This is a genomic window from Micromonospora sp. BQ32, from assembly GCF_059358895.1.
The window spans coordinates 246,810-272,717 of the sequence record NZ_JCADBI010000008.1 but is presented as its reverse complement, the minus strand read 5'-3'; the positions used below and the strand labels follow the sequence as shown (position 1 = coordinate 272,717).

21 protein-coding genes and 2 tRNA genes are annotated in these 25,908 nt (G+C 71.0%); 8 read left to right on the top strand and 15 right to left on the bottom strand.

Annotated features, from left to right (window positions below; genetic code table 11):
* Nucleotides 1–334: 334 nt before the first annotated feature.
* The 9 genes from AC5L30_RS18070 to AC5L30_RS18030 all read right to left on the bottom strand — a co-directional run bounded on the left by AC5L30_RS18070 (nucleotide 335) and on the right by AC5L30_RS18030 (nucleotide 11,842).
* Entirely contained in the window at nucleotides 335–1,369 is a 1,035-nt protein-coding gene (locus tag AC5L30_RS18070) for a C40 family peptidase (RefSeq protein WP_494868575.1), read from the bottom strand.
* Nucleotides 1,357–2,190, bottom strand: a complete 834-nt coding sequence (locus AC5L30_RS18065) for a replication-relaxation family protein (protein WP_494868602.1) — start codon at nucleotides 2,188–2,190, stop codon at nucleotides 1,357–1,359. Before AC5L30_RS18065 ends, AC5L30_RS18070 begins: the two co-directional genes overlap by 13 nt.
* A gap of 47 nt (nucleotides 2,191–2,237) precedes the next feature.
* Nucleotides 2,238–3,848, bottom strand: a complete 1,611-nt coding sequence (locus AC5L30_RS18060; protein WP_494868574.1) for a type IV secretory system conjugative DNA transfer family protein — start codon at nucleotides 3,846–3,848, stop codon at nucleotides 2,238–2,240.
* Nucleotides 3,845–5,281: a hypothetical protein gene (locus AC5L30_RS18055; RefSeq protein WP_494868573.1), complete on the bottom strand. Its 1,437-nt coding sequence runs from the start codon at nucleotides 5,279–5,281 to the stop codon at nucleotides 3,845–3,847. Before AC5L30_RS18055 ends, AC5L30_RS18060 begins: the two co-directional genes overlap by 4 nt.
* Nucleotides 5,282–5,298: 17 nt before the next feature.
* The gene (locus tag AC5L30_RS18050) at nucleotides 5,299–7,062 is read right to left on the bottom strand and encodes a VirB4 family type IV secretion system protein (RefSeq protein ID WP_494868572.1); all 1,764 of its coding nucleotides are present in this window, start codon (nucleotides 7,060–7,062) and stop codon (nucleotides 5,299–5,301) included.
* A complete protein-coding gene (locus tag AC5L30_RS18045) occupies nucleotides 7,059–8,009 on the bottom strand; it encodes a PrgI family protein (protein ID WP_494868571.1) in 951 nt (316 codons plus the stop codon). The genes AC5L30_RS18050 and AC5L30_RS18045 overlap by 4 nt, the downstream gene beginning before the upstream one ends.
* 6 nt (nucleotides 8,010–8,015) lie before the next feature.
* The gene (locus tag AC5L30_RS18040; protein ID WP_494868570.1) at nucleotides 8,016–10,283 is read right to left on the bottom strand and encodes a TrbL/VirB6 family protein; all 2,268 of its coding nucleotides are present in this window, start codon (nucleotides 10,281–10,283) and stop codon (nucleotides 8,016–8,018) included.
* Nucleotides 10,284–10,285: 2 nt separating this feature from the next.
* Entirely contained in the window at nucleotides 10,286–10,636 is a 351-nt protein-coding gene (locus AC5L30_RS18035) for a pilin (RefSeq protein ID WP_494868569.1), read from the bottom strand.
* Nucleotides 10,637–11,011: 375 nt separating this feature from the next.
* Nucleotides 11,012–11,842: a hypothetical protein gene (locus AC5L30_RS18030; protein WP_494868568.1), complete on the bottom strand. Its 831-nt coding sequence runs from the start codon at nucleotides 11,840–11,842 to the stop codon at nucleotides 11,012–11,014.
* Between the two features lie 717 nt (nucleotides 11,843–12,559).
* Here AC5L30_RS18030 and AC5L30_RS18025 point away from each other — a divergent pair.
* From AC5L30_RS18025 to AC5L30_RS18010, 4 genes are read left to right on the top strand one after another with little or no spacing between them, the layout of a single operon-like run.
* Nucleotides 12,560–13,261: a hypothetical protein gene (locus AC5L30_RS18025; RefSeq protein ID WP_494868567.1), complete on the top strand. Its 702-nt coding sequence runs from the start codon at nucleotides 12,560–12,562 to the stop codon at nucleotides 13,259–13,261.
* Nucleotides 13,254–14,486 carry a DNA methyltransferase gene (locus tag AC5L30_RS18020; protein ID WP_494868566.1) on the top strand — a complete coding sequence of 411 codons (1,233 nt, stop codon included), beginning with the start codon at nucleotides 13,254–13,256 and terminating at the stop codon, nucleotides 14,484–14,486. Before AC5L30_RS18025 ends, AC5L30_RS18020 begins: the two co-directional genes overlap by 8 nt.
* The gene (locus tag AC5L30_RS18015) at nucleotides 14,483–14,692 is read left to right on the top strand and encodes a helix-turn-helix transcriptional regulator (RefSeq protein WP_433056882.1); all 210 of its coding nucleotides are present in this window, start codon (nucleotides 14,483–14,485) and stop codon (nucleotides 14,690–14,692) included. Before AC5L30_RS18020 ends, AC5L30_RS18015 begins: the two co-directional genes overlap by 4 nt.
* A gap of 3 nt (nucleotides 14,693–14,695) precedes the next feature.
* Nucleotides 14,696–15,913: a tyrosine-type recombinase/integrase gene (locus tag AC5L30_RS18010; protein ID WP_494868565.1), complete on the top strand. Its 1,218-nt coding sequence runs from the start codon at nucleotides 14,696–14,698 to the stop codon at nucleotides 15,911–15,913.
* Nucleotides 15,914–16,064: 151 nt separating this feature from the next.
* On the opposite strand, the gene AC5L30_RS18005 is transcribed toward AC5L30_RS18010, so the two are convergent.
* Nucleotides 16,065–16,140: transfer RNA gene (locus AC5L30_RS18005), tRNA-Lys, on the bottom strand.
* Nucleotides 16,141–16,327: 187 nt separating this feature from the next.
* On the opposite strand from AC5L30_RS18005, the gene AC5L30_RS18000 reads away from it, so the two are divergent.
* Complete coding sequence (locus AC5L30_RS18000) at nucleotides 16,328–17,590, top strand: L,D-transpeptidase (RefSeq protein ID WP_494868564.1); 1,263 nt, start codon at nucleotides 16,328–16,330, stop codon at nucleotides 17,588–17,590.
* A 240-nt stretch (nucleotides 17,591–17,830) separates the two neighbouring features.
* On the top strand, nucleotides 17,831–19,123 hold the full coding sequence (locus tag AC5L30_RS17995) for a L,D-transpeptidase (RefSeq protein ID WP_494868563.1): 1,293 nt from the start codon (nucleotides 17,831–17,833) through the stop codon (nucleotides 19,121–19,123).
* A gap of 113 nt (nucleotides 19,124–19,236) precedes the next feature.
* Here the strand turns inward: AC5L30_RS17995 and AC5L30_RS17990 are convergent.
* Together AC5L30_RS17990 and orn are read right to left on the bottom strand one after the other, a co-directional pair.
* Nucleotides 19,237–19,309: transfer RNA gene (locus tag AC5L30_RS17990), tRNA-His, on the bottom strand.
* 112 nt (nucleotides 19,310–19,421) lie between these two features.
* A complete protein-coding gene (orn, locus tag AC5L30_RS17985; RefSeq protein WP_494868562.1) occupies nucleotides 19,422–20,012 on the bottom strand; it encodes an oligoribonuclease in 591 nt (196 codons plus the stop codon).
* A 72-nt stretch (nucleotides 20,013–20,084) separates the two neighbouring features.
* Here orn and AC5L30_RS17980 point away from each other — a divergent pair, with 72 nt between their 5' ends.
* Nucleotides 20,085–21,368 carry a glycosyltransferase 87 family protein gene (locus tag AC5L30_RS17980; RefSeq protein ID WP_494868561.1) on the top strand — a complete coding sequence of 428 codons (1,284 nt, stop codon included), beginning with the start codon at nucleotides 20,085–20,087 and terminating at the stop codon, nucleotides 21,366–21,368.
* A 150-nt stretch (nucleotides 21,369–21,518) separates the two neighbouring features.
* Here the strand turns inward: AC5L30_RS17980 and AC5L30_RS17975 are convergent, their stop codons facing one another.
* The 3 genes from AC5L30_RS17975 to AC5L30_RS17965 all read right to left on the bottom strand — a co-directional run bounded on the left by AC5L30_RS17975 (nucleotide 21,519) and on the right by AC5L30_RS17965 (nucleotide 25,118).
* A complete protein-coding gene (locus AC5L30_RS17975; RefSeq protein ID WP_494868601.1) occupies nucleotides 21,519–22,547 on the bottom strand; it encodes a hypothetical protein in 1,029 nt (342 codons plus the stop codon).
* 151 nt (nucleotides 22,548–22,698) lie between these two features.
* Nucleotides 22,699–23,433: a YcnI family copper-binding membrane protein gene (locus AC5L30_RS17970; RefSeq protein WP_494868560.1), complete on the bottom strand. Its 735-nt coding sequence runs from the start codon at nucleotides 23,431–23,433 to the stop codon at nucleotides 22,699–22,701.
* Between the two features lie 17 nt (nucleotides 23,434–23,450).
* A complete protein-coding gene (locus AC5L30_RS17965) occupies nucleotides 23,451–25,118 on the bottom strand; it encodes a copper resistance CopC/CopD family protein (RefSeq protein WP_494868559.1) in 1,668 nt (555 codons plus the stop codon).
* A gap of 172 nt (nucleotides 25,119–25,290) precedes the next feature.
* Between AC5L30_RS17965 and AC5L30_RS17960 the strand changes: the two genes are divergently transcribed.
* Complete coding sequence (locus AC5L30_RS17960) at nucleotides 25,291–25,881, top strand: sigma-70 family RNA polymerase sigma factor (protein ID WP_494868558.1); 591 nt, start codon at nucleotides 25,291–25,293, stop codon at nucleotides 25,879–25,881.
* Nucleotides 25,882–25,908: the final 27 nt, after the last annotated feature.

Sequence of the window (25,908 nt, the reverse complement as noted above, 5' to 3'; positions counted from 1 at the left end):
TTCCGCCATCCGCCTCCGTTCCATGGATGGCGACCGGTCGGCTATAGGCATTGCGGGCGCTGTGGTTGCCGCTGCCGGACGTTCGCCGTTCATAGGTGTGCCGGTATGGGTGGCGTTCCGCCGGGCGTTTACGGCGCAGCGGCGCGGGTCCACTGAAGAGGGCGAACATGGACCGGGTGGGACCAGAATCCGGCCCGAGAGGGTGCGGCGCGCCGGGCGCGCCGGCCAACCATCGAGCGATCCCCCTCAATAGACCGTGGCGAAAATCACTTCACGTCCTGCCGCGTTACATAACTGTTCGGCGACTCTTTGACGCGTTCTCTATTCGCCTCTGTCAGCTCGGCACGATGCGCCGGATTGCCGCTACCTGGTCGGCCCATCCTGACAATTTGCTGATGCGTACCACGTCACCGGTTTTGGGGGCCTGCACGATGAGACTGGAGCCGATGAACATGCCGACGTGTCGGGGGTCGGCGCGGGTGCCGTCGCTGCCGGGGATCAGGATCAGGTCTCCGGGGCGTAAGTGCGCGATCTCGGGGACCGGGTTGCCCTCGTGTATCTGGTCGCGCGTGGTGCGCCCGATGGTGACCCCGGCCGCCCGGTACGCCTGTTGCATGAGCGAGGAACAGTCGCACTGTCGCCGGGGGATGCCCGCGTGCGGGTCGGTGCAGTCACCGCCGAAGGTGTACGGGGTGCCGAGTTGGGCGAGCGCCCACCCGATCGCGGTCACGACCGGCGGCGGGGTGCCTGCGGGGAGGGTGAAACCCGGCGGCAGGGACGCTGCCACGTCGGGCGGTAGCCCATCGCCACCGTCGCAGACGACACCGCCGGTGTAGCCGGCCACGATGGCGGCGGCACGGGCCTCGTGTGGGGCGTAGGCGTCGGGGTACGCCGACCGTTGCACGGCTTGCGCCGCGTCGGTGAGCGGCAACTCCTCCCACCGGGGCACCCGTTGGAGGCGCTCGTAGAACTTGCTGGCGGCGTAGTCGGGATTGGTGACCTGTTCGGGGGTGCCCCAGCCTTGCGACGGTCGCTGTTGGAACAGGCCCAACGAGTCATGATCGTTGCGGTCGCCGAGGTGCCCGTGGTTGATCAGGTTCGACTCTTGCAGCGCGGTCGCTACGGCGATCACCCACCCGCGCGGCGGCACCGCCATGCGCTGCCCGACCGCGACGATGACCGAGGCGTTGCTCGCCTGTTCGGCCGTGAGTCCGTCCGGGGCCGTGCCCCCGGTGGTGACGGTGGCCCGGCATCCGGCGGCACCGCCACCACCGGAGAACATCCCCACGACCGCCCCGGCCCCAGCCGCGACGACGACCACGAGCAACGCGACCACCGCGCCGACCGCCCACGAGATCACCCGTCCCACGGCGCACCATCCCCCGTTGCGGTGCCGGGTAGGTCGGCCAGGATGACCCGTGCCGGGTCGCCAGGGACGCGCCATACCGGCCCGGCGGGGCCACCGTGCCCGGCGGCGTAGTCGTCCGCGCCGGTCGCGACGCTCACCCCGTCCGGCACCCCGGCCCGGGACAGGTACGCGTGCAGGTTGGCCTCCCGGGCAGCGGTCGGCAGCCAGAACAACACCAGGTACGCGCGACGGGGGCCGAGCGCGGCGTAGCCGGTGAGTTTGTCAGTGACCCGCCCCAGCGTCTCGGTACCCAGGTCCATCTCCAGCCAGAACGGCACCGCCCGCCCGGCGGTGACCCACACACCGTGACCGTCCGGGCGGACGAGGTTGCCGGTGGCCTCACGGCAGCGCGTCTCGTTCCACCACCGCGCCAACCGCACCCCGGACCCGTCCCGCGCGTGTGCGGTCAGCGCGACGAAAAACCCGTTCGTAGCGAGGAGGTGGTTCAACCTCGGGGACATGGCCAGCCGTGCGGTGGTGTCGCGCACAGCAGCCGGGCGCGGCATCGTCGCACCTCGTCCGGCCGCGAGCAGGGCCGCGCCAACCGGTCCGAGGGTCCACCTCCAGGCTTGCGAGCCGGGCCGTTCGTAGTGGCGGAACCGGTCGAGGATGTCTCGGACGTACATCAGGTTCAGCCGGTTGCGGGCACGGCCGAGCGAGCCGAAGGCGAGCTGGGCCAGGTGGTCGGTGGTGAAGGTGGAGTGCTGGTCGAGCAGGTCGAGGAGGAGCCGGTCGCGGGGGGTGAGTCTGGAGAGTTCGGCGGCGACGACGGACGCCGTCAGGCGGGAGCTGCTGGCAGCTTGTGTACCGGTAGGAGGGATATCTCTTATCAGTCGGTTCCGGTCCACCAGTCCTCCTCACCGTCGTCCACCAGCGGATATGACACGTTCATGGGCGAGCGTTCAGGCGAGCGATCCCGGTCGTTGGAGTCCTCGTTGGACCCCTCGTTAGAACCCTCTAGTGAACCCGCCCCATGAACAGCAGCGAAGGTGTTCCGACCGAGCGCCAGACCTGAACCATCACCGGCGCCGACGCCACCGGCACCGACATCGAGGTCGGTATCCGAGTCGCCGGTGGCCGCGTCGGCGAGCAACTGCCGACGCTCACCCATCGGCAGACCGGTGTGCTCCCGAGCAAGCCGGCGCAGCTCGGCAGCTCGGCCTCGGATCCGCTTGGGTGGGGCGATGGTGTCCGCGGTGACCGGTGGAACGACCCGGCCGCCGGCCACTGGGCGTAGCACCACCTCGTAGCCGCCGAGGCGCATCAGGTCACCCTGATCGAGGTACGGCCGCACGTGGTGGGCCTGGTCGACGGCGTCGTTCGGGGCGAGGGCGAAGAACACCTTGTTGCGGGCGTTGGCGTCGATCGCCTCGGCCATGTCGGAGGACAACTGGCCCAGGTACTGGTGGGCGAGGACGAACGAGGTGTGCAGGCCGCGGGCTTCGGCGAGGGCGTCATCGATGCCGATGGGCAGGTGCAGGAAGTTGTGGCACTCGTCGAGCACGATGCTGGCGTCGAGCCGGTCGGCTTCGCGGATGCGGGCGCGGGCGGCGGTGGCCTGCCACAACCCCGCCAGCAGCAGAGACCCGATGAGGCGGGTGCCGTCCTCGCCGAGGACCCCCTTGGGCAGCCTGGCGAGCAGGACGCCGCCGTCAAGGATGTCGGCGAACCGGAACGTCGTGGCCGGCACCCCGAACAGGGCACTCGCGAGGGGGTGCGCGAGGACCAAGCGCAGACGCGACAGCAGCGGCGCTACCAGGCCGGCGCGTTGCCCGGCGGGTAGACCGTCGAAGCCTTCCCAGAACTCGCCGAGGGTGTTGCCCTCCCATGCCCCTAGCCGGCTCGTGGCCGCCCGGACCCGCTTGGCCCGCCACTTGCCGTCCGAGAGCAGTCGTGGGAGCTGCGCCAGGGTGGAGCCAGGTAGGTGGGCCAGGGTGAGTAGACCGTGGTAGCAGATGTCGGCGGTGCGGTGACCCCACCACCGCGCCCACACCTTCGACATCACGGAGGTGACAGCTGCGGCCACGTCGTGCGCGGTGCCACCGTGCACCTGCGGGTCGAGCAGGTTGATCGCGGGTGGGGCTGAGCGCTCGTCGGGGTCCACGATCACGAGGCGGTCCCCGCAGTCGGCGGGTAGCACGTCGAGCAGGTCGCGGATCAGGTCGCCCTTCGCGGGGTCGAACGCGGCGACCCCGCGACCGGCCTCAACGTCATCGAGGATAATCCGCAACAACAGGCTGGTCTTACCGGTGCCGGTCGGACCGCAGACATGCAGGTGATGGCGGCAATCCTCCAAAGCGATCCCGACGCGCACGGCGGGACCGGAGTTGGCGACGCCGATCACCTTGCCGGGCAGTCCGCCCCGCTCGGCCGGCGGCACGAGGTGCAGGCCACGCCGCCGCTGGCCGACGGACGTGAGGAGGCTCCTGTTTGTGGTCATTGCCCCACCGCAGGTACATCTCGGTCGTGTAGACCAGGTCGTGATACCTCAGTCGGCGCATTGCCCTCGGTCGGCCTGTCCTGGTCCGGGCCGGTGGAGTCAGGTGCCGGGCGGCGTTTCGGGCCGGTGGCCGGGGCTGGTCCGGCGGTGAAGACTTCGCGGCTGGCGGGGCGACGCCGGGAGGCAGCGGCGGGCAAGCCATGCGCGGACGGCTCAGCGGGCAGCCCGGCGAGGGCGGCGGTCTCGTCCACCGAGGCGAGAGTCATCCGGGCGGCGGACACCCAACGCCAGGTCGCGGCGGGTTGAGCGCGGCGCAGCCGGCGGCGCGCGAAGTGAGGTGACAGCAGGCCGAAGCCGGAAGTGATGTCAGCGGCGGCAGCTCGTGCCGCCGCCACAGTCGGGCCGGTGGTGGTGGCGTGCACCGCGACAAGCAGATGCGGGGCGGCGGCCAACTTCCCGCGCGCTTGGCGCGCCAGCTCGGCCAGGTACGGATCCGTGCGGTTGGTCTGATGCTTGCGGGTGGTCGGACCGGGCGTCACCAGGTCGAGGACACCGATGATCAGCGCCCGGAGGCCGTCAGCGAGCAGGCCGATGGCGCGGGACGCGCCGGAGCGGGTGCGGCGGACACGGTTGGGGTGGGTGGTGGCGCGGCGTAGCCCGGCGACGCGGCGGGCGGGGGCGCGGGTGACGTGGACCTGCAGCAGTCCGCCGCCGGTGCGTCCGGCGGCGGCGAGCCCGTCATACACCGCCCGGAGCCGGTCCTCCTCCGGCGGCGCACCGGCCTCCCACCGCTGACCCCGGCTCGGCGCGGCGTCGTCAACCAGGGGTAGCCACTCCGGTTGGGTCGGCAGCAGCGCCACGGCGGCGACCGGGCTACCGGGTGCGAAGGCCGGTGGGCGGGTCTGTTCGGCGCGGGCACCGAGCCACGCGCGTTGCAGCAGCCGGAGCACGGCGGTCGGGTTCATGCCCGGGGGCAGCCACAGACCGCAGCGCATGCCGCGCGGATCGGCTTGGACCTCCCAGACGAGGCGGTGCGGGCGCCACGACCACCGACTCGATGCGGGTAGCGCGGTGGCGAGCAACCGCCACAGTCCGACGGTCGCGGCGGGGGTGGCCGACACCGGCGGGACGATCTCCAACCAGCGGGCCTGCCCGGCGTGGCGACGCCACACGCGCCGCCGCCACCACGCCCACCCGAGCCATGCGGCGACGAGCGCGGCGAGGCCAAGTAGCAGCAGCGGCCAGTGCGCGCTGACGAAGACCGCCGTCGCTGCGGGGGCGTTGTCGGCCCAGGTGCCGCACATGAGGTGCCCGATGATGGAGTCCGGGATGCCGTCGTGGCCGGGTACGCAGGTCGCGGACGGCGACCCAGGGATGGGTGACGGTGTGGTGGTGGGCGATGGCGCGACGAGCGAGGGCAGTGGAGTGGACATGGCAGACTCCCAGGAGGTCAGCGGCGGCCAGCGGTGGGGCCGGTAACGACGAGGTGGTGCTCGACGTCGGAGGCGAGGCTGTGGAACGCGACCCGGCTGTTGCCACAGGCGAGGAGTGCGTCTCCGCGTGCCGCGGACAGCAGGAAGGCCCGCTCCCCGTCGGTGAGCCCGAACGCCTCGGTGACCGCGTCGATGGCCTGCGGGGCTTGGCGTAGTAGCACCTGCGTGGCCGCGTTGGAGACGACGGCGCGACCGATTTCGGTGCCGAGCACGTCGGCGGCGTCCTGGGTGACGACGGTCAGCCCTGCCCCGTACTTGCGGGCGGATTTGGCGAGGCGGAACAGGAACTTCGCGCCGAGGCCGGCGCGCAGCATCAGCCACGCCTCATCGACCAGCACCATCCGGCGCACATCCGGCGACGATGAGTTGGCGACCGTGCGCCAGATCGCGTCCAGTGTCAGTAGCGTCCCGACAGGCTTCAGCTCGTCGGGCAGGTCCTTGATCGCGTACACCACCAAGTGCCCCTGCGGGGCGGTGGTCGTCGGCCCGTCGAACAGGCCGGCGAACGACCCGGACACATACGGATGCAGACGGGCGGCGAGGGTCCGTCCGGCCTCGCCGATCTCCGTCAGCGCCTGCGCCACGTCCGTCAGCAGCGGAGCGGGACGCCGCCAGGTACGCGGGTCGGTGGTGATGCCCTTCGCCCGGTAGGCGGCCAGCACGGCGGCGTCGAGGACCGGGACATCGTGTGGGTCGAGGGCGGCGGCGGTGGTGTCGCCTGCGGTGAGCACCGCGACGAAAGTCTGCATGAACAGGGTCCGCCGGAACAGGGCATCGTCGCCGTCAGCGGCGGACAGATCGAGGGGGTTGATCCGCACGCCGGGCGCGCCGGGGCGGATGATCGTTCCGCCGACGGCCTCCGCCAAGCGCAGATACTCATCTTCGGGGTCGACCACGAACGCCTGGACCCCGAGGTAGAGGTTGCGTAGCAGGTCGAGTTTGGCGAGGTAGGACTTGCCTTCGCCGGAGCGGGCGAGGATGACGGCGTTGAAGTTCGACTGCGCCCACCGGTCCCACACCACGACCCCGGCGGAGGCGAGGTTCAGGCCGTAGAGCACGCCCATGCCGGCATCCCCTGCGGTGACCGGCAGGTCCGGGCTGGTGAACGGGAAGCTCGCGGCGAGGGCGTCGGTGTCGAACACCCGGCGCATGCCGAGGCTGTCGACGGCCAGGGGCAGGCTGGTGATCCAGCCCTGCAACTGCCGCCACGTCGCCGGGGCCACATCGAGCAGCAGCGACGACGCCAGCGCTCGCACTTCGGCCACCCTGTCGGTCAGTTCAGCCTCGGTGTCGGCGTGCACGGTCAGGTACAGGCCGAGCCGGAACAGCCGGGCTTCGCCTCGGGCGACCCGAGCGGCCAGCTCGGCGGCGTCCGCCGCGGCGGCGTCCAACTCCGGGTCATCCAGCCGACCCTTCCCGGCATCCGAGCGCCGCGAGGACTCCAGCCGGCCGCGCTGCTTACGCAGCCGGTCAGAGGCGACGGCCGGGGCGACGGGTTCGATATGCAGGGCAACGTCGACGCGGCCCGGATAGGACAGGATCGGCTCCAGCCAGCCGGCACCGACCTCGGCCGGATACCCGGTCACCGCGAGGGTCGCGGAGTGATCCTCGCCGACGTGTACGGATCGGCTGCCGACTTCGACGGCGTCGGGGCTGCCGGGCAGAACCCCGGCGGTTTCGGCTGCTGGGCGGCGGCTGCGGGGCAGGGCGGGTAGCTTCATGCGTCGTCACCGTCTTCCAGGTCAGTCGTCAGTTCCGGTATGCCGGCCGCCGCCCACGCGGGGGTGGGGGCGGCCGGGTCCAGGCAGGCGGCGAGGGTCATCTGGGTGTCGTAGGCGTCCAGGACCGTCCCGGTTACCTCGCACCCCGCGAGGGCTCGCACCGCCTCCCGCGCCTGGTGGGCGGTGTGGCCGGGGCCACGCCGTCCGCGAACGGCGATGGTGACCTGCCGGTGCAGCAGTTCCCGTTGGGTGGCGAGGTCGTCGAGGAACCAGGCGTGCGACCGGGCCGCCTCTTCCAGCGCCGGATGCGGTAGAGACGGGCCGCGGTGCTCGATGCGGTCGGCAACGTGGGTCAGGTCGACGCGCTGTGCCCGCACAAGGATCTGCGTCGGGGAGTCGAGGCTGTTCAGCCAGCGGGCGAACCCGGCGACGAGGCCGTTCTGTTCGCCGGGTGAGCGCAGCCCGAATGCCACCGTCGAGGCCGACACGAGGGCGGTGGTGCCGTCGGGGCCGAGGTCGATCAGCCCGTCGGCGGTGATGCCCTTCGCGGGCAGCCGCAGCGGTGCCGGGAGTGGCAGCGTGTCACCGCGCCCACCGGTGGTCGCTACCCACGCCGGGGCGGGGCGAATTTCCTCGTCGGTGGGGACCAGGCGGTGCGGGGTGCGGCGGTGCCGGATCGCGGCGAGGAGCCAGGCGTCGAGGCTGATCCCGTCGCGGCGGCCGACCGCGAGGAAGAACGCCGCCCCGGCGACCGGGATCGACCCGGCGATGAAGCACAGCGGGTTGACGGCCGTCGCGAGGGCGGTCCAGACCGCGTAGAGGATCAGCACGGTAACGGTCAAAACGACCACCTGGCGCAGGGTCAGACCCAACACGATCCGGTCGGGCCGTTCCACATCGGCCGGCACTCGTGCTCTTAACGGCTCATCGGGGGTTCGTCGTGGCATCGGTGATCACTCCTGTCGAGGGCGGCGGCGGACGGGACGCTGCGGGCTGCTGGGCGTGGCCGGGCGCAGCGGACGGGCGGGGGGCTCCGCGCGCTGCGTTGCCGCAGGCGCGGGGTCGCGAGGCGGTGCGGGCGCCGGAGTCGCAGCCGGGATGGGGACGGGACGGGGGGTCGGGGGCGCGACCACCGGGCGCACGGACGGGGACGAACGATCCGCCGGGGACGGCAGGGCGGTCGGGGACGGACCGGCCACCGGGACCGTCCGGGTGGCTGGGGCGGGACGGGCTGCCGGGGACGGGACCGCCGCCCGCACGGACGGGGACGGACGGGCAGCCGGGGCCGGTCTGGGTGTCGGGGTCGGTCGCGGTGTCGGGGCGGCGGTCCGGGTGACCCGTGGCGGGGTGGCCGGGGTAGCACCGGCGGCCGGTGGCGTGCGTGCGGGCGTGGCTGGTGCTCGTTTCGCCGCTGTCGGGCGCGGCCGAGCAGGTGTCGCCGGCGCGGCCGAGAACGTCGGCGTGACCGGCGCTGGAGGCCGTTTCGGTGCGGTCTGAGCCGGCGGCGCCGCCGAGAACACCACCCCTGGTGCCCTGGTGGAGGCCGGTGCGGAGCCGGTGGCGTCTCTGGCCGCAGCCGGGGCCAAGGTGGTCGGCGGGTGGCTGAACGACAGCGCACTGGGCGACACCGAGGCGGGCGGGGCCGATTGCGGGCTCGGCGTGGCCGAGAACCCGGCGGGCGGGGCGGCACCCGTCGGGGCGGGGCCGGCGGTGGCGGGCGGCGCGGTGTGACTGAACGCCGGAGCGGTCGTGGTTCCGGCAGGCTGCGCGAGGGGCGTGTGGACGGACGGGGCGTGACTGAACGCTGCCGGTCCGGCGGGCATCGGGGACGGCCCGGACGGTCCCGACTGGGGCGGACGGGGTGGGCGCGGTGGGCCGGGGCGGGGCGGACGGCCAGGTCCGGGACGACCGAGACCGGGACGGGGTGCCGTCCCGCCTCCACGGACGGCCGTCCCCGCCGTCCGTCCGGCGGCCTTCGATCCGCCCAGCGCACCGGCCGCCAACCCGAGGGTCTTGAACGTCAGATAGGTCGAGACGAGTTGGCCGAGCAGACCCCGGCCGCGGGACTGACCGAGCGGGCCGAGGATGAACTGCTTCATCCAGCCCGGCAGTTTGATGAGGACCCACAGCATCGTCAGGCAGACCCCGATGCCGAGAAATCCGTCGGTGGTGATCGGTAGGCCGAGGATCGCCGGTCCGGTGGGGGTCAGGAACACCCGGATGGTGGCCAGCATGATGAAGGCTTGGGCGAGTTGCATGCCCAGGCACGCCCCGAACGCCCGCCACCAGGTGTAGGCCAGGCCCTCGGTCTGCGGGGTGGCGTGGCACATCAGCGCGAGCGGGGACACCCCGATCAGCAGGATCATGGCCGCTACGCGCAGGATGAAGGTCAGCACGACCACAATGGCCATCACCAGCGCGGCGAGGATCATCAGCGTCAGCAGGAAGTTGTTGCCCTGGCTGGCGTTGGTCAATGCTTGGGTGAGCGCGGTCGCGGCGGCCGGACCGTCGACGCCTTGACCGGCGATCGCGGCCGTCAGCGCGTTGACGACGGTGAGGATCTTCGCGCAGAGCAGCAGCGACAGGTTCGCCCCGATCCCGCCGATCAGCAGACGCGGCAGGATCTCCTTGAGCCCGTGCCGGCTGTGCAGGGTCTCCCGCGAGGTCACGACGAACCCGCCGACGATCACAAACAGCACGAAGACCGTGTTGGCGATGACCAGACTCGTCGTCCAGATCGTCTTGACCTGCTCGTTGTTCGTCAGGTCCGGGGTCGACAGGACGGTCTTGCCGAGGGTGTCCATGACCGGAGCCAGGCCGGTCTCGACCATCCAGGCGAAGAAGTCGTTGATCCCTTTACGGATCTGGCCGGGAATGTCGTACCAGGCCGGGTCATCGGTCGACGTGGCTGGTGGTGTCGTCGGGCTGGTACCAGGTGACGGGTCCGGCGTCGGTGTTGGTGTTGGTGTTGGTGTTGGGGTTGGGGTGCTGGTCGGTGGCGGACCGATGGGGCTCGGTGTCGGAGTGGGGATGGGGATCGGGCCGTCTGGTGACGGCGGGATACCGGGGGTGGGCACGCCCGGCGCGGGGGTGGGTGCGGGTTCGGCCAGCGCGGGCGTGACGGCGATCCCACCGGCGAGTCCCGCGCCGAGCAGCAGTGCCACGGCCAGTCGTGGGAGGCTGGCGGTGCCTCGGGCGGCGAGTGTCCGGGTCGGGGTCATGGTTACTTCACCCACTCGCCGACGATGGTGACGAACAGCGGCGCCAGTAGGGCCAAGGCGTAGCCGATCGCGGCGGACTTCATCGCGAGCTTGCCTTTTTCGGTTTCGCTGGGGTCGCCGTTGGCGGCGAGGTAACGCAGGCCACCGACCGTGAGGAACAGGGTTGCGACGGCGACGAGGATGCCGACCAGCCAGGCCCGAATGTTGTTGATCACGGTTTCGAGGGATTCCGGACCTGCCGGCTCCTGGGGCTCGGCGGCGTAGGCGGCGGTGTCGCCCAGCACGATGACGGTACTCAGGACTGCGGCCACCACGATCAGGACCGGGACCAGGCGGGTGGCCTGGTAGAGCATCCAGTCGCAGGGGCGCAGCCGAGGGCGGCGAGGACGCCGGGACGGCTTGCGCCGCGACGGGGGTTCGCGAGTGGGCTTGCTGCTCATGGGCGGAACACCTCCGGGCTTGGGCCGCAACCGGCCCCGGGGCGTGACGGGGCTCGGTTGCGGCGCGGTGGGTGACAGAGGCGGGAGCGCATCGATCCGCACGGGGTGACCATGAGCACCGACCGGCACGAGGGCCGTCCTCCTCACAGAGGTCTGGTGGGCCGGGCGAACGGGGTGTCAGCGCCGTCAGCGGGGCCGGTCGGGAGGTCACCTGTGCGGGAAAGTCCCGCACTAGGGGAATACAAATCCGAGTGCCGATTTGGAAAAGCGCAGCTCAGCAGGGGTGAATCACCTGCGGCCGGGTGCCGCCTCCGGCGCGGTGGTGCCGGTGGCCTCGGCGATGACATCGGCAGTCGGGTCGCTGAGCGCACCAGACCGGATTGCCGCAACGAGCCGCTCGACGGCTGCGGTGCGCCGCTTGTAGACACCCCACCGGGGCAGGCCAGTGCGCTCGGCGTACGCGGCGACGCTGGTGTCCTCCAGGAAGGTCCCGCCGATCAGGTCCGCCTCAGCGACGGTGATCACCCCGAGGCGCACCGCGCGGGCCAGGACCAGGTCCGGGTGGCCGTATGGGGCGGGCGGCAGCGCCGAGCCGGGCGCGAAGTTCGCCTCCCCCGACGCGGCCGGCTCCTGCCCGCGCAGCGCGGAACGAGCGCCGGAGAACGCGGCGTTGAGCAGGGCGTTCACAACGCCCGGCTGGTCGATGTCGACGGTGTGCAGCGCCTTGAGGAACGCCTCCACCAGGGCGGCGTGCAGGTCGCCGGACGACAGCTTCGACAGCAGGTGCGCCCGGTGCCGCAAGCCGGGCAGGGCCACCCCGACCGCGCCAACGATCCACAGCTCGCCGCCGGTGCGGGCTCGGGTGACGAGGCACCTCCACGCGGCGTCCTGCGCGGCGGTGCCGCAGGAGGGGTGCATGAGGATCGCCGACAGCTCGGTCAACGCGATGGTGCGGCGCGGCAAGCCGTGCCCGAGCTGCCGGCCGTCGACCGCCTGCGGCTGGGGGCCTTCGCCGCGCAGCCGGAACCGGTAGTCGATCGCGTCAAGCAGCGGCGCACTAGGCCGCGATCCTGGGTGTCCGGCGAGCGGGCCGGTAATCGGGCGAGTGTTCGCAGACATGGGTGTACTCCCTGATGGTGAGCGGGGATGCCGGGCCGGCGATCGGAGGCCGGTCGGCGGTGCAGCACCCACGCCACCAGGGCGGTTGAACACATCTTGAACACTGATGATCTTGTTTAAGGTTGAACAGAGCGTGATCGGCCGAGGCGTTGATGACGACTCTCGATGTGGTGCTCGACCGGTTGTGGCCGGGGCTTGCAGCCGTGTGCAACCGGCTGGCTGCCTGTTTAAACCACCGCCTGCCGGATTCACCGGCCGCCCCGGCGGGGGCTGGGACGCCCGCGAACACACTCGACGGCATCGACGCGAAAATGCCCGCGCCGGTCGGCGCGGGCCAGAGGTGTTCATGGTCGGCGGACATTTGCGGGCTGCGGGGCAGACCGTGTTCAAGGCATCCCGTCGCCGGGTCGAGCCGTATTCAAGCGAGAGGTCGATCTTGTTCATGCCAGCGCGAGAAGCGGACGCCGGGGTCTGGCTCGCCATCAGACTGACATCCGCTTGACAGCCAGACATAGCGATGTGCGCTCTGGGCTGTTGAGGGCGGTGTGCAACCTCTGACCTGCGCGTTCAACCTCATCACGCTCTTGTTCATCCTGGTTGAACAGGTCGGCTGCGATGGCCTCGGTGGTCGGCGGTCGCTGCGCTGTCCTCCAAATCGAGGCCCTGATCTGTATTCCCTTAGTGTCAGCGCTTGTCGGCGGACGTGGCCCACCACCCATGCCGCAGACCCATTCGCACCACCCCGAGCCCCACGCCGAGCGCCCGCCCGTCGGGCTGTTCCTCGTTCCCGCCCACCGCCGCGACGCGCCGCTGGTCGATCCGGCCGCATGGTACGGAATTGACCCGCAGCGTCTCGCCTGGCTGATTCGGCACTACACCCGTGACGGCGATGTCGTGGCCGACCTGGACAACCACCCCACCGTTTCTACGGCCGCCCGGTACCTGCACCGCTGCCCGGCCACCCTCACCGCCGACGGTGACCGCAACCGAGTCGCCGACGACCGGTCTGGCCCCGACAGGTGCTTCACCAAGGACGGCATTGCGCTGCTGCTGGCCGGACTGCCCCGCCCCGGTGGCGAACGTCTGGGCTTGCACGACACCGCCGAGGCGATGCACCTGTGGCACCGGCTGCTACGCCCCGGCGGGTTCATCCTCGTCGCGCTGCCCGCCCGTGGCCTTGAGCCGGGTCGGATCTCGCGGCGCAGCACCGTCATCAGCGCCGCCCGCATCGCCGGACTGAACTACCACCAGCACATCCCGGTGCTGGTGGTTCCGCTCCCGGCGCACGAGCCGCGCACCGACGCGGCCACCGCCGCGAGCACCCGATCCGCATTGCTGGGCGGGCGGCATACCCGGACCCATATGGACGTCCTGGCGTTCACGGCTAGCACGATCGACCAGGAGGCCACCGATGCGTGAACACACTCCGACCGCCGCCTCCACGCCCGATCTTCCCGACATCGACCGACTGTTCACCGACATCGCCAACGGAGTCCAGGGCTCGGTCCTGCTGACCGGGCAGACCGCCTCCCGCGACCTGCGGCGCGGCCGGTACACCCCCGCCTCCATAGAACACCCGGGCAAGATGCTGCCCACCATCCCCCGCTACCTCACCGCCACCTACACCCAGCCCGGCGACCTGGTGGTCGACCCGATGGCCGGCATCGGCACCACCCTTGTGGAGGCCATGCACCTCGGCCGACACGGCATCGGCGTCGAGTACGAGCACCGGTGGGCGCAGCACGCCGCCGACAACATTCGTCTCGCCGCCAGCGAGGGCGCCACCGGCACCGGCGAGATCTACACCGGCGACGCCCGCCGGCTACCCGCACTGCTCCCGAGCAAGGTCCACGGCCAGGTCTCGCTGGTCATCACCTCACCGCCGTACGGGCCGTCCACCCACGGTCACGTGCGGACGCCCGGCCCCCGAAGGGGCAAGGTCCGCAAGATTCACCACCGGTACGGTGCCGACGCCGGGAACCTCGCCTACACCGAACACGCCGAACTGGCCGAAGGATTCACCCAGATCCTCACCGGCTGCGCCGCCGTCCTCAAGCCCGGCGGATACGTCGCGGTCACCGCCCGCCCCTACCGGCGACGCGGGGAACTCATCGACATCCCCGGCATGGTCGCCGCCGCCGGGCTCGCCGCCGGACTGACCCTGGTCGAGGAACTCATCGCGCTCATCGCCGGAGTCCGAAAGGGCGTACTGGTACCGCGGACCTCGTTCTTCCAAATGAAAAACGTCCGCGACGCCATCAACACCGGCGACCCGCAATGGCTCATCCAGCACGAAGACCTTCTGCTGTTTCAGCTCGGCGGCTCGCACCACAACCCGCACGACTCCGCAAAGAGCGGGTCCACCCTCGCCGCACCGCACGCCGGCCACGGGCTTGATACCTCAACCCCCGCCAGCATGGATCGACGGGCACACCCGGCGTACCCCGCCAACCCCGGCGGCAGCGCCACCGACCCCCGGCCCCACCCGGGCCGGGACGCTGAAAGGACACCCGAACCGTGCCCGCCCCACCCACACACCATTCCCGGGTCCGAACGGCCCGACACCACCGCCCACCAGCGACCCGCCGACCCCGACACACCACGCCCGCAGACCGGCCCGTCCGCCCCGGCAGACCAGCCATGAGCGCCCCAACCGCCGCTGAGTGGCGGCCCGACCCCCTCCTAACCATCGATGACCTAGCGGGCTGGCTCGGCAAGCCAAAGAACACCCTCTACGCCTGGCACAGCCGAGGCAAGGGACCCCGCGCCATCCGGGTCGGCAACACCCTGCGCTACCGGCGCAGCGAAGTCGAACGCTGGCTCGACGACCACACCGACCCGGAGCGCTGAGCCATGGCCCGACCTCCACTACCCATCGGCACCTTGGGCACGATCCGTACCGAGAAGCTCGGCCCCAACCGGTACTGCGCCCGAGCCCGATATCGCGACCACGACGGCAAAACCCGCGACGTCGAGGCCACCGACACCACCGCCCCCGCTGCCATACGGGCGCTCAAAGTCAAAGTCCGCGACCGTGCCGCCCCTAACGACGACGAAATCACCAGGGAGACGCACGTCAGCACGCTCGCCGCTCTGTGGCTGGAGGAGATAGCCGCAGAGGAACGAGTATCGCTACAGAGCATCAGCAGGTACGAGATCAGCGTGCGCGTCTCGATCGTGCCCGCTCTAGGCGAACTACGAATCCGAGAGGCCAGCGCAGGCCGCCTAGACAAGTTCCTGCGGAAGATAGCCGAGGACCGTCCCTCAGCCGCCAAGAGCGCCAAGGTCGTCCTCGGCCAGATGTTCGCTCTCGCCGTCCGCCGGGGTGCGCTCACGACAAACCCCATCCGCGACACCGGCCAACTACGAAAGCCCCGCAAGAAGGTCGTCGCGCTTGATCGGGAGCAACTGGACGACGTTCGTTCGGCGATCCGGAAGTGGCAGCAGCCCACCCCCGGCAAGTCGGGGCCTCGGCCCACGAGCGACCTGGCCGACATCGTTGACCTCATGCTCGCCACCGGCGCCCGCATCGGCGAGATCCTCGCAGTGCGGTGGGAAGACGCCGACCTCGGCGCCGAACATCCCATCCTCACAATCTGCGGCACCATCATCTACATCAAGGGCAAAGGCTTCTTCCGGCAGGAATGGACAAAGAGCGATGCCGGTTACCGGTCAGTCGTCCTGCCCCGATTCGCCGTCGGGATGCTCTTGGAGCGCAAGCTCACCGCCGCCGCCGACCCCAACGACGCGATCTTCCCCTCCCGACGTGGCACCTGGCTGTCTCCACCTAACGTTCGCCGCCAGTGGCGCGCAGCCCGCGCTGACACCGGCCTTGAATGGGTCACTCCCCACACGTTCCGCAAGACCGTTGCCACCTTGATCGACAAGGAGGCCAACACCGACAGCGCCGCCGCACAGCTCGGCCACGGGAGTAAGGAGACCACCAAGAAGCACTACATCGTCAAGCCAGCCCTTGCCCCCGACAGCTCTGCCATCCTCGAACAGCTCGGGGGCAGGCCGGAGCCAGGCGATTCCGAACCCCACAACTCTGGCCCGGCCCCGACCGGATAGCCGGGGGCGGGTGGCGGCCGGTACGCCTACCACCCGGCCTGCCGAACCTGATCGCCCCGGCCGTTACTGGGGGGTTTTCGGGGGAGGGTTCGAAACTGCATAGATAAACATAAAGGCCCTGGCCAGCTTTTTGCTGGTCAGGGCCTTTAGTTGGTGCGCCGCCAGGGACTCGAACCCCGAACCCGCGGATTAAGAGTCCGCTGCTCTGCCAGTTGAGCTAGCGGCGCTCGTCGGCAACGGAGAGAACATTAGCACCCCTCCCAGGCGGGCTCCAATTCGGTTGCCCGGGTCCCCCCTTCGGTCGAGCTTTGCCGGCAAAAAGCCCCAAAACGACCACCGCCGTCAGGATCGGGGCGTGGGTTGGGGCGGTGATGCGGCACGATGTCCGCCAGGTACGCGAGAACAGAGGTGGGCATGGCACGGTTCACGCGAGCCGGGGCGGTGGTGGGCGCCCTGACTCTGGTGGCGTCGCTGGCACTGACCGGATGCGGCGGCGACGACAAGAAGCCGGAATTCGTTGGCGGGGCGTCCTCGGACGTGAGCGCCACCCCTGGTTCAGCCGCACCGTCGACGCCAAGCACACCGAGCGGGCCGGCGCTCACCCTGAGCCCGGCGAGCGGCGCGAAGAACCGGCCGGTGAGTACGGAGATCAGCGCGAAGCTCCCGGACGGCGGCAAGGTGTCCGCGGTGACCCTGACTGCGGACAGCGGCGGCTCGGTCGAGGGCAAGCTGCGTACCGACGGTTCGTCCTGGGTGCCGTCCGCCCCACTGAAGTGGGGTACCCGCTACACGGCCACGGTGACGGCGAGCGCGCCGGACGGCACGAACAGCCAGGGCACCAGCAGCTTCACCACGATGGCCAAGCCGAAGTCGACCATCGGGTCGGGCCTGTACCTCTTCGACGACAAGAGCTACGGGGTGGCCATGCCGGTGGTCACCGAGTTCCACCCGGGTATCCCGAAGAAGGACCGGGCGGCGGTGCAGAAGCGGATGTTCGTCCGGACCGATCCGCCGCAGCCGGGCGCGTGGCACTGGGTCAGCAACGGCACGCAGGCCTACTACCGGGCCGCGGAGTACTGGAAGCCGGGCACCACCATCACGGTGCGGATCGCCCTGGCGGGGGTGCCGTTGAGCAACGGCAAGTACGGCGACATCGACCGCAAGGCCACCGCCAAGATCGGCCGGTCGTTCGAGATGAAGGTCGACAACGCCAACAAGAAGATGACGGTGTACGAGAACGGCGCTCCGGTGCGCACCATTCCGGTGAGCCTGGGCAAGAAGAGCACGCCGTCGTCGAGCGGCACGATGGTGGTAATGGAGAAGAAGGAAGCCACGGTCTTCGACACCCGCGACGACCCGGACCCAGCCAACCGCTACGTGACCGACATCCAGTTCGCCCAGCGGCTCACCTGGGGTGGCGAGTACATCCACGCCGCGCCCTGGTCGGAGCATGTGCAGGGGCGGCAGAACGTCTCGCACGGCTGTGTGAACGTGTCGATGGCGAATGCCAGGTGGTTGTTCGGCAAGACCCGGATCGGCGACCCGATCACGATCAAGGGCACCGAGCGCAGGATCGCCGCCGGCAACGGCTGGACGGCGTGGAGCCTGAGCTGGTCGGAGTTCATCAAGGGCAGCGCGTTGCCGGTGCCCAGTGGTGGGGCCGGCCCGGCGGTCTGAGCCGTCGGCCTCGTTGCGCCGGCCCTGCCGTTTTGGTGGGGTCGGCGTAGCCTTGCACTTCCGCCGCGCGACGACCCCCGCCCTCCCGGCACGGAGACGAACCAGACTCACGAAACGCCGGATAGTAGCAGGATTCGGGCACCATTGATGGCGTGTTTCGGTTCACCCTCGGCAACCGGGGACGGCTCTGGCGCGTCAGTAGGAGACGATGGGGCAGCGACCACGACTGTGAGGGAATTCATGCGAGCTAGCCAGGACCAGCTGATCAGGCCCGGTGGGCGACGCCGCGTGTTCGCGGCGGGGCTGCTCGCCGTGGCGCTGGCCTTCACCTCGGCCTGCACCGACGGCGACGGCGGCAAGCCGTCCTCGTGGCACGGCGGGGGCGAGAACCAGGCACCGAAGGCCGCGGCGACGATCAGTGAGCCGGCGGCCGACGCCAAGGACGTGCCGGCGTCCACCGGCATCACCTTCACCACGAAGGACGCCGTGGAGACCGCGGTCGAGCTGAAGGACGCGGCCGGCAAGGCGGTTGAGGGCGCCCTCGCCAAGGACGGCACGTCGTGGCTGCCGGCCGGCGCGCTGGCGTACGGCACGACCTACACGGCGACCGTGACGGCCAAGGGCGACGACGGACGTCCCGCCACGGCGACCAGCAGCTTCACCACCATGGCCAAGCCGGGCAATCAGGTACGGGTGAGCAGCTTCCTCGGTGACAACCAGGTGGTCGGGGTGGGCATGCCGCTGATCGTGAAGTTCAGCCGGGGCATCCCGGAGGACTACCGCGACGACGTGCAGCGCCGGATGACCGTCACCTCGACCCCCGCGCAGGAGGGGATCTGGCACTGGGTCAGCCCCACCGAGATCCGGTACCGGCCGAAGGAGTTCTGGAAGACCGGCAGCAAGGTCTCCTACCGGGTGCAGGCGGGCGGCCTGCCGATGGGTGAGGGTTGGTACGGGCGGGCCGACCTCTCGGTGGACATCAAGATCGGCGCGGCGGTGGTCATGACGGTGGACAACAAGACCAAGCGGATGACGGTGACCCGCAACGGCGCTGCGATCAAGACCATCCCGGTCAGCCTGGGTAAGAAGAGCACCCCGTCCTCCAGCGGCACCATGGTCGTGATCGAGAAGCTGCGCAAGACGGTCTTCGACACGTTCGAGGAGTTGGGCCCGGAGGAGGGCTACCGCACCAAGATTGACTTCGCGCAGCGCCTCACCTGGGGCGGGGAGTTCATCCACGCGGCACCCTGGTCCGAGGGGCAGCAGGGCAGCGTGAACGTGTCGCACGGCTGCGTGAACGTGTCCATGGCCAATGGCGAGTGGCTTTTCAAGAACACCCAGATCGGCGACCCGATCACGGTCAAGGGCACCGAACGCAAGCTGCAGAACGGCAACGGCTGGACCGACTGGAACATGAGCTGGGACGAGTACGTCAAGGGCAGCGCCCTTCCGTACGAGCCTCCGGCCGACCCGGACGCCACCACCCCGACCCCGGACGGGACGGTCACCCCGTCCCCCACGCCGACCGCCTGAGCCACCCGCCGACAGCCCCCTCCTCGGAGGGGGCTTTCGCGTAGGCCCCGGTCTCGCCCCAACAACGAGTCAGGCCCCCTCCGAGGAGGGGGCCTGACTCGTGAAACCAACTGGGTGACTGATGGGAATTGAACCCACGACAACCGGGACCACAACCCGGTGCTCTGCCAACTGAGCTACAGCCACCATGCCGCCGTCGCCCGGTCGATCGCTCCGGGCGGGGTGCGGACCAATAATAGCCACACCACGGCGCGCCTCGTCCAGCGGGTTCCCTGCTCCCCGCTAGGAGCTGGCACGGTCAGAGTTCGGCGGCGATGGCCTTGGCGGTCTCGACATCCGGGCCGGGCAGCGGAACGAAGAGAGTGCGCCGGTAGTACTCCAACTCCCGGATGCTTTCCCGGATGTCGGCCAGTGCCCGGTGCGCGAGGCCCTTCTGCGGCTGGCCGAAGTACACCCGGGGGTACCAGCGGCGGCAGAGTTCCTTGATCGACGACACGTCGATCATCCGGTAGTGCAGGTGCGCGTCGAGGCGGGGCATGTCCCGGGCGATGAAGCCCCGGTCGGTGGCGATCGAGTTGCCGCAGAGCGGAGCCGTCCGGGGGTCCTTGACGAAGGTGCGGACGTACTCCAGGACCAGGTCTTCGGCCTCGGCGAGGGTGACCGCCGAGCGACGGACCTCTTCGGTGAGGCCGGACTTGGCGTGCATGGTCTGCACGATCTCCGGCATCCCCTCCAGTGCTGCCTCGTCGGCGTGGATGACCACGTCGACACCGTCACCCAGCACGTTGAGGTCGGGATCGGTGACCAGTGCCGCAACCTCGATCAGTTTGTCCCTGCCGAGGTCCAACCCAGTCATCTCACAGTCGATCCAGACGAGGAGATCAGCCACCGGGACAGCCTACGCGCAGCCCACGCGCTGCGGCTGCGCGCTCTCGGCGGAGCGGCCCGCTAGGGTTTCGGGGTGCCAGCAGAACCCGTCGCACCGCCCGCCGTCACCGAAGACGATCCCGGCGGCCGTACGGTCCGTCGCCTTGTCGCGGTGGTGGCCCTCGGCGCTGTGCTGCCAGCGCTCTACCTGCCCGGCCTCGTGCACAACTTCTTCGATCTCAAGATCTACATGTCCGCGATGGACTGGTGGCGCGTCGGTCACCCGCTCTACGACTACGTCCAGCCGGACCGGGTGCAGGGCGAGTTGTACTTCACCTATCCGCCGTTCAGCGCGCTGCTGCTGTGGCCGTTCGGTCTGCTGCGGCTCGGCGCCACCGTGGCGATCTTCACGGCGCTCACCGTGCTGGCCGTGGTGCTGACCACCCGGTGGCTGGTGGCGCCGGTGATCGCTCGACATGACCTGCCCCGAACGTTCACCCTGGTCGTCGCCATCCTGCTGGTGCTGGCGGTGGAGAGCATCCGCGAGACGATCACCTTCGGCCAGATCAACATGCTGCTGGTCGTGCTGATCCTGGCCGATCTGCTGTTCGCCGTACCGCAGGCGCGACGCTGGGCCGGGGTGGGCGTGGGGCTGGCGACGGCGCTCAAGCTTTTTCCCGGCATCTTCATCGTGTACCTGCTGGCCACCCGACGGTGGCGGGCCGCGGCGGTGGCGAGCGCGACCGCCGCGGCGGCGACCCTGCTCGCGGCGGCGATCGCCCCACGTGACTCGTGGCGGTTCTGGACGCACGAGCTGTGGACCACCGAGCGGGTGGGACGCACCGACATCGTCGGCAACCAGTCGCTGTTCGGCCTGCTCAGCCGGTTCACCGAGCCGGAGAAGCCGGACCGGCTGCTCTGGCTGCTGGTGGTCGCCGTGGTCGCCGGCTACGGGCTGTGGCGGGCGGCCCGGGCGGCGCGGGCCGGTGACCCGTTGACGGGCCTCACGCTGACCGGCCTGGTCGGTTCTCTGGCGAGCCCGATCACCTGGACCCACCACATCTACTGGTTCGTGCCGGCGGTGGTGCTGCTCGCCGACGCGGCGTTGAGCGCCAACCGCCCCGACGAGGTACGCCGGCGCCGGTGGCTGACCGGGCTCGCGCTGGGCATCACCGCCCTGACCATCTACGGCGTGGTGACGTTCCAGGCCTGGGGCGCGGGATCGGTCCGCACCCACGACCCGGTGGACTTCTTCCTCCAGAACACCTACGTGCTGCTCAGTCTGCTGTTGCTGGCGGCGTTGCCGGTGCGTTCGGGTTTCGGTGCGGAAAATCGCATCAATTGGACAGACCTCCCGAGTAGCCATGATCGGCGCTAATCTGTCCTCATCTACCTCAAGCGTCGCTCGGGTAGCACCGATCCCCCGGTGAGAGTGGCCCTCCGCGTCGGCAGCGCGGAGGGCCACTCGCCGTTTCACCCCGGCCACCGGGCGCCACAACACGCGGTGCGACCGCCACCGACCGGGCCGTCACCCGGCCGGGCCGCCGCCCCGGGCCGGGTCGTCGACCGGTGGGACCACCACCGGTCGGGCCGTGTGGTTGTCCGCGTCGGCCGGCGGCCAGGCGAGACTCAGCGTCACCTCCGGTGGTCGGGGCAGCCGGACCTGCCCGTCCAGGTCGGCGAGGGTGGCCGCACGCGCCGGTTCAGCGCCGATCGCCGGCCGGGACCGCTCGGCCGCCCCGGAGCCGACCGGGGCGAGTTGTCGTACCGGCAACGACGGGGTCGAGTCGGGTTGCCGGGGGCCCAGGCCACTCAGCGAGGTGACCCCGAGCCGACCGGCGAGCACCGGCACCTGGTCCGGCTCCACCACGAAGATCACCTCGCGCGGGCGCAGCGGGCGCAGTAGAAGCAGCGCCGCGCACACCACCAGCAGCACGCCGAGGGTCAGCAGACCCCAGGTCGCCGGGCCGGTCCACCCTGCCCGCAACTCGGCGCGCAGGTCCAGGGCCAGGTCGGCGCCGCCGTCGGGGCGCAGCACCACCAGGCTCATCGGTTCGCCGGCGAGGTCGTCCGCACCCCACTCCAGCGAGCCGATCCCCTCGCGTACCCAGAAGGGCCGACCCAGCGGCGTGACCGGCCCGTCGGCCGTCGCGACGCCCGGGGTGTCGGCGGTCGGTCCGGCCGGATCGAGCCGGACCGGCAGCGGCCCCCGGGCCAGCGCCACCCGGCGGACCGTGGCGTGCGGCACCGCCGCCAGCCAGCCACGCACCTCGGCGGTGGGCGCCAACCCGACGAAGGCCGGGCCGCCCGGGGTGCGGGCGTCCAGTCGAAGCCGGGTCTGCGCGGTACGCGCGAAGGGCGCATCCTGTCGCAGCAACCGGTCGAGGTCGGTGACCACGACCGCGTGACCGGGTGTGCGGACCGTCTCGAAGCGGGCGGTGAAGGCCCCACCGGGGTCGGCGTGTCGGGTCACCAGCCACAGTCCGCCACCGGCGAACAGCGCCGGAATTCCCACGACCAACAGCAGCACTCCGGCGATCACCCGCACGAACCGCATCCGCACCGTCCCCCCTCCGTAGCAAAACACCCGGCCGACCTTACCGACGTACGCCGTCTGATCAGGGGATATCCACGGCACGGTCGGCACCGACTCCGGAAAGCGCGCTGGCCCGCCGGATGATCCGGCGGGCCAGTGGGTGTGACCGGGGTCAGGCCTTGGCGACCGGCTCCCGGCGGGTACGCGCGAACGCCAGCCCGCCCAGCGCCAGACCGGCCAGACCGGCGACGAGACCGGCCACACCGAGGCCGACCGCGAGGCCGTTGCCGTCGTCGTCGTCATCGTCGTCGGGCGAGGCGACGGCAGCGGTCGGCGTGGCCGAAACCGCCGGCGCCGCCGCGGCGGCCAGGGTGAGCACCGGAGCGGGGTGCTCCGGCTCCTCGGCGCCCGGCGCCGGCTCGTCGATCCACCGGGAGATGTTGCCGTCCGAGTAGGTCTGCAGGGTCTTGAAGATCATCGAGTCGACCTGCGGCAGCGGCCCCATCGAGACGGGGAACTCCTGGAACTGACCCGGCTTCACCCCCGCGTCACCGGAGGCCGTCCAGGTGATCTTGGAGACCGCTTCGGTGAGCTGACTACCGTGCACCTCGATCGGCGGGTCCACCTTGCGCTTCTCCGTGGTGACCGTCCAGCCGGGCACCGGCATCGTCGACACCGAGCCGACCGGGGCGTTCTCCGGCAACACCACCTCCAGCTTGATGGTCGAGGCGGTGTCGCTCTCGTTGGGCACCCGGAACGCCACCCGGGCGTAGCCGCCCTGGGTCGCCTCCTTCGGGTTCACCGTGACGTGCGCGGACGCCGGTCCGGCGAAGCCGAGCACAGCGGTGGCGGCGGCGGTGAACGCCAGGGCGGCAGCGGCGGTTGCGGTACGCCGGAATCGGGTCATGGGTTTCGCGAGCCTCTCTAACGGATGGGCACGGTGGCGGTCACCGTGGCCTGGTCGATGTCGGTCGTCCGGGCGGTGATCTTCAGTTGCCACTCGCCGGCGGTCGGCAGGCTGATATCGCCGTAGGCGTGACTGTCCGTCAACCGCAGCAACGGCACCTCGATCGGCTCGATCCCCGCCGAGGGCAGCGCGACGGTCGCCTTCCACTCCGCGACCAGCAGTGGCTGGTTGTCCTTGCCGTACGCGTACAGGTGCACGGAGTTGTTGCCCCGCTCGGCCGGGCTCACCTCGACCTCGACGGACAGCAGCGGGCTGGACAGCCTGGTGCTGAAGAGGCCGGCCTCGGCCCCGGCGGACGGGCCGGCCGCCGCGGTGCGCGCGGGCGTGGTCTGCACGAGCGTGGCGGACACCGCCAGCACCACCACGGTGACCGCCAACTCCGCCAGGACCGCCCGGCGCACCGGCACCGGGCGTTGCGCCGCGACGCGGCTACGCACCAACTGCCGGGAATACGCGGCCACGGCGATGACCAGCGCGAACAGCCCGATCTTGGCGAGCAGCAGGCGCCCGTACGTGGTGTCGAAGAGCGCCTGCAGGGTGGCCACCTCGATCAGCGCCTGGACGGTGCCGGCCAGCAGCAGCGCCGAGACGGCGAGCGCCGCCCAGCGCGACCAGATCGGCAGGATCGCACCCAACTCCCGCTCGTCGGCCTGCCGCAGCAGGAAGACGGCGAGCATGAGCAGACCGCCCAGCCAGACCGCCATGCTGCCCAGGTGGACCGCGTCGACCACCACGGATACCGCCGGCGCCGGGGAGGCCGACGCGTGCCCGGCCAGCGGCCAGGTCAGCAGGGCGGCGCCACCGAGCACGCCCAGGATGATCGCGTCCGCGCGGCCGGCGGGCCGGGCCAGCAGCGGTCGGAGCAGGAAGACGGACGCCGCCAACAGGCCGAGTCGGACCAGGTGGGCGGCGCCGAAGGCGCTGCCGAACACCGTCCCGAACCCCTCGCCGGTGACGTCGAGGAGACCACCACCGGCCGTGTAGGGCACCTGCAACCACAGGTCGGCGAGGGTGGCGAAGACCACCAGGCCGAGGCCGGTCCAGGCCAGCCGGGTCGGCCCCCGCCGGGAGAGCCGCCGCGGCCAGAGCGCGCCGAGCACCAGCGCCGGCCCCACCAGCAGCACCAGGCCGGCGTAGCCGAGGAAGCGGGCGACCTTCACCGCCGTCTCCACCACCGGATTGGCGCGGCTGTCCGTGCCCGAGTCGACCGGTGGGGTCGAGGGGGCGCCGACCGAGTAGGTGAACGCCCCGGAGACCGGGTGGCTGTCGGCGGAGATCACCCGGAAGCTGACCAGGTAGGTGCCACGGGCGCCGGCCGGGTCCACCGGGATGGTCACGACCGTCTCGCTGAACGACGGTTCGCCCCGGTCGGCCCGGGAACCGTCCGGCGCGATGACCCGGATCTTGCCGGGCACCTTGCGGACCGCCTCGCTGAACGTGAGGACCACCTCGGACGGCCCGCTCGGCACGATGGATGCGGCGGCCGGACTGCTGCTCTCCAGCACCGCGTGGGCGCTGGCGGAGGTGGCTGGCGCGATCAACAAGGCGACGACGGTGACCAGAAGGCCGGCGGCTGCGGCCAGCCGGGCGGCCCAGCGGCGGGGGGCGACAGTCATGCCGGCCATGGTCGCCGATGGGTGTCCCCTTCGGCGACCCGAGGGGGGTGGGCGCGTCGGTGGTCGCACGTCATGAACTGGTAGTCGGCCCGGGGTCGGGGAAAGTTCCCGACGTGGCGCAGACCATCCACGGGCCGAACGACCCTGACGCACGGCCGGGTGCCGCGTAACCTGATGTGTCGTGATCCCTGTCCCGCGTGACTCCGGTGCCGCCGGTCCGGCAGAGCCGGTCGATGAGGTCGCCCGGGACCCGGCAACCGAGTGGGCGCTGACCGCCCGCGACGGTGACCCCACCGCCCAGGCGGCGTTCGTCCGGCTGACCCAGGCCGAGGTCTGGCGGTTCGCCGCCGCCCTGGTCGATCCGGACAGCGCCGACGACCTGACCCAGGAGACCTACCTGCGGGCGTTTCGGGCCCTGCCCGCGTTCGAGGGTCGCTCCAGCGCCCGCACCTGGCTGCTCGGCATCGCCCGGCGCGCCTGCGCCGACCACCTGCGGACGGTGATCAGGCGTCGGCGGCTCGACGAGCGCCTGGCGGCGAACGCGTACACCGACCGATCGCACCCGGACCCGGCCGGCCAGCTCGGTGCCGCCGACCTGGTCCGCCGTCTCGGCCCCGAGCGACGCTCCGCGTTCGTGCTCACCCAGCTGCTCGGCCTGTCGTACGCCGAGGCCGCCGCCGTCGAAGGGGTGCCGGTGGGCACCATCCGTTCCCGGGTCGCCCGGGCCCGTGATGACCTGGTCGAGGCGGTCGGCGACGCCCTGACCGGCTGAACCCGGAACTTCCGGCGCGGACGGGAC

Coding starts and splice junctions, on each gene's coding strand:
- AC5L30_RS18020 (WP_494868566.1), top strand. CDS start 13,254: ATGCGTGAACACACTCCGACCGCCGCCTCCACGCCCGATCTTCCCGAC.
- AC5L30_RS18000 (WP_494868564.1), top strand. CDS start 16,328: ATGGCACGGTTCACGCGAGCCGGGGCGGTGGTGGGCGCCCTGACTCTG.
- AC5L30_RS17965 (WP_494868559.1), bottom strand. CDS start 25,118: ATGGCCGGCATGACTGTCGCCCCCCGCCGCTGGGCCGCCCGGCTGGCC.
- AC5L30_RS17975 (WP_494868601.1), bottom strand. CDS start 22,547: ATGCGGTTCGTGCGGGTGATCGCCGGAGTGCTGCTGTTGGTCGTGGGA.
- AC5L30_RS18040 (WP_494868570.1), bottom strand. CDS start 10,283: ATGACCCCGACCCGGACACTCGCCGCCCGAGGCACCGCCAGCCTCCCA.
- AC5L30_RS18010 (WP_494868565.1), top strand. CDS start 14,696: ATGGCCCGACCTCCACTACCCATCGGCACCTTGGGCACGATCCGTACC.
- AC5L30_RS17970 (WP_494868560.1), bottom strand. CDS start 23,433: ATGACCCGATTCCGGCGTACCGCAACCGCCGCTGCCGCCCTGGCGTTC.
- AC5L30_RS18045 (WP_494868571.1), bottom strand. CDS start 8,009: ATGCCACGACGAACCCCCGATGAGCCGTTAAGAGCACGAGTGCCGGCC.
- AC5L30_RS18055 (WP_494868573.1), bottom strand. CDS start 5,281: ATGTCCACTCCACTGCCCTCGCTCGTCGCGCCATCGCCCACCACCACA.
- AC5L30_RS18035 (WP_494868569.1), bottom strand. CDS start 10,636: ATGCTCTACCAGGCCACCCGCCTGGTCCCGGTCCTGATCGTGGTGGCC.
- AC5L30_RS18030 (WP_494868568.1), bottom strand. CDS start 11,842: ATGTCTGCGAACACTCGCCCGATTACCGGCCCGCTCGCCGGACACCCA.
- AC5L30_RS17995 (WP_494868563.1), top strand. CDS start 17,831: ATGCGAGCTAGCCAGGACCAGCTGATCAGGCCCGGTGGGCGACGCCGC.
- AC5L30_RS18025 (WP_494868567.1), top strand. CDS start 12,560: ATGCCGCAGACCCATTCGCACCACCCCGAGCCCCACGCCGAGCGCCCG.
- AC5L30_RS18015 (WP_433056882.1), top strand. CDS start 14,483: ATGAGCGCCCCAACCGCCGCTGAGTGGCGGCCCGACCCCCTCCTAACC.
- AC5L30_RS18060 (WP_494868574.1), bottom strand. CDS start 3,848: ATGACCACAAACAGGAGCCTCCTCACGTCCGTCGGCCAGCGGCGGCGT.
- AC5L30_RS18050 (WP_494868572.1), bottom strand. CDS start 7,062: ATGAAGCTACCCGCCCTGCCCCGCAGCCGCCGCCCAGCAGCCGAAACC.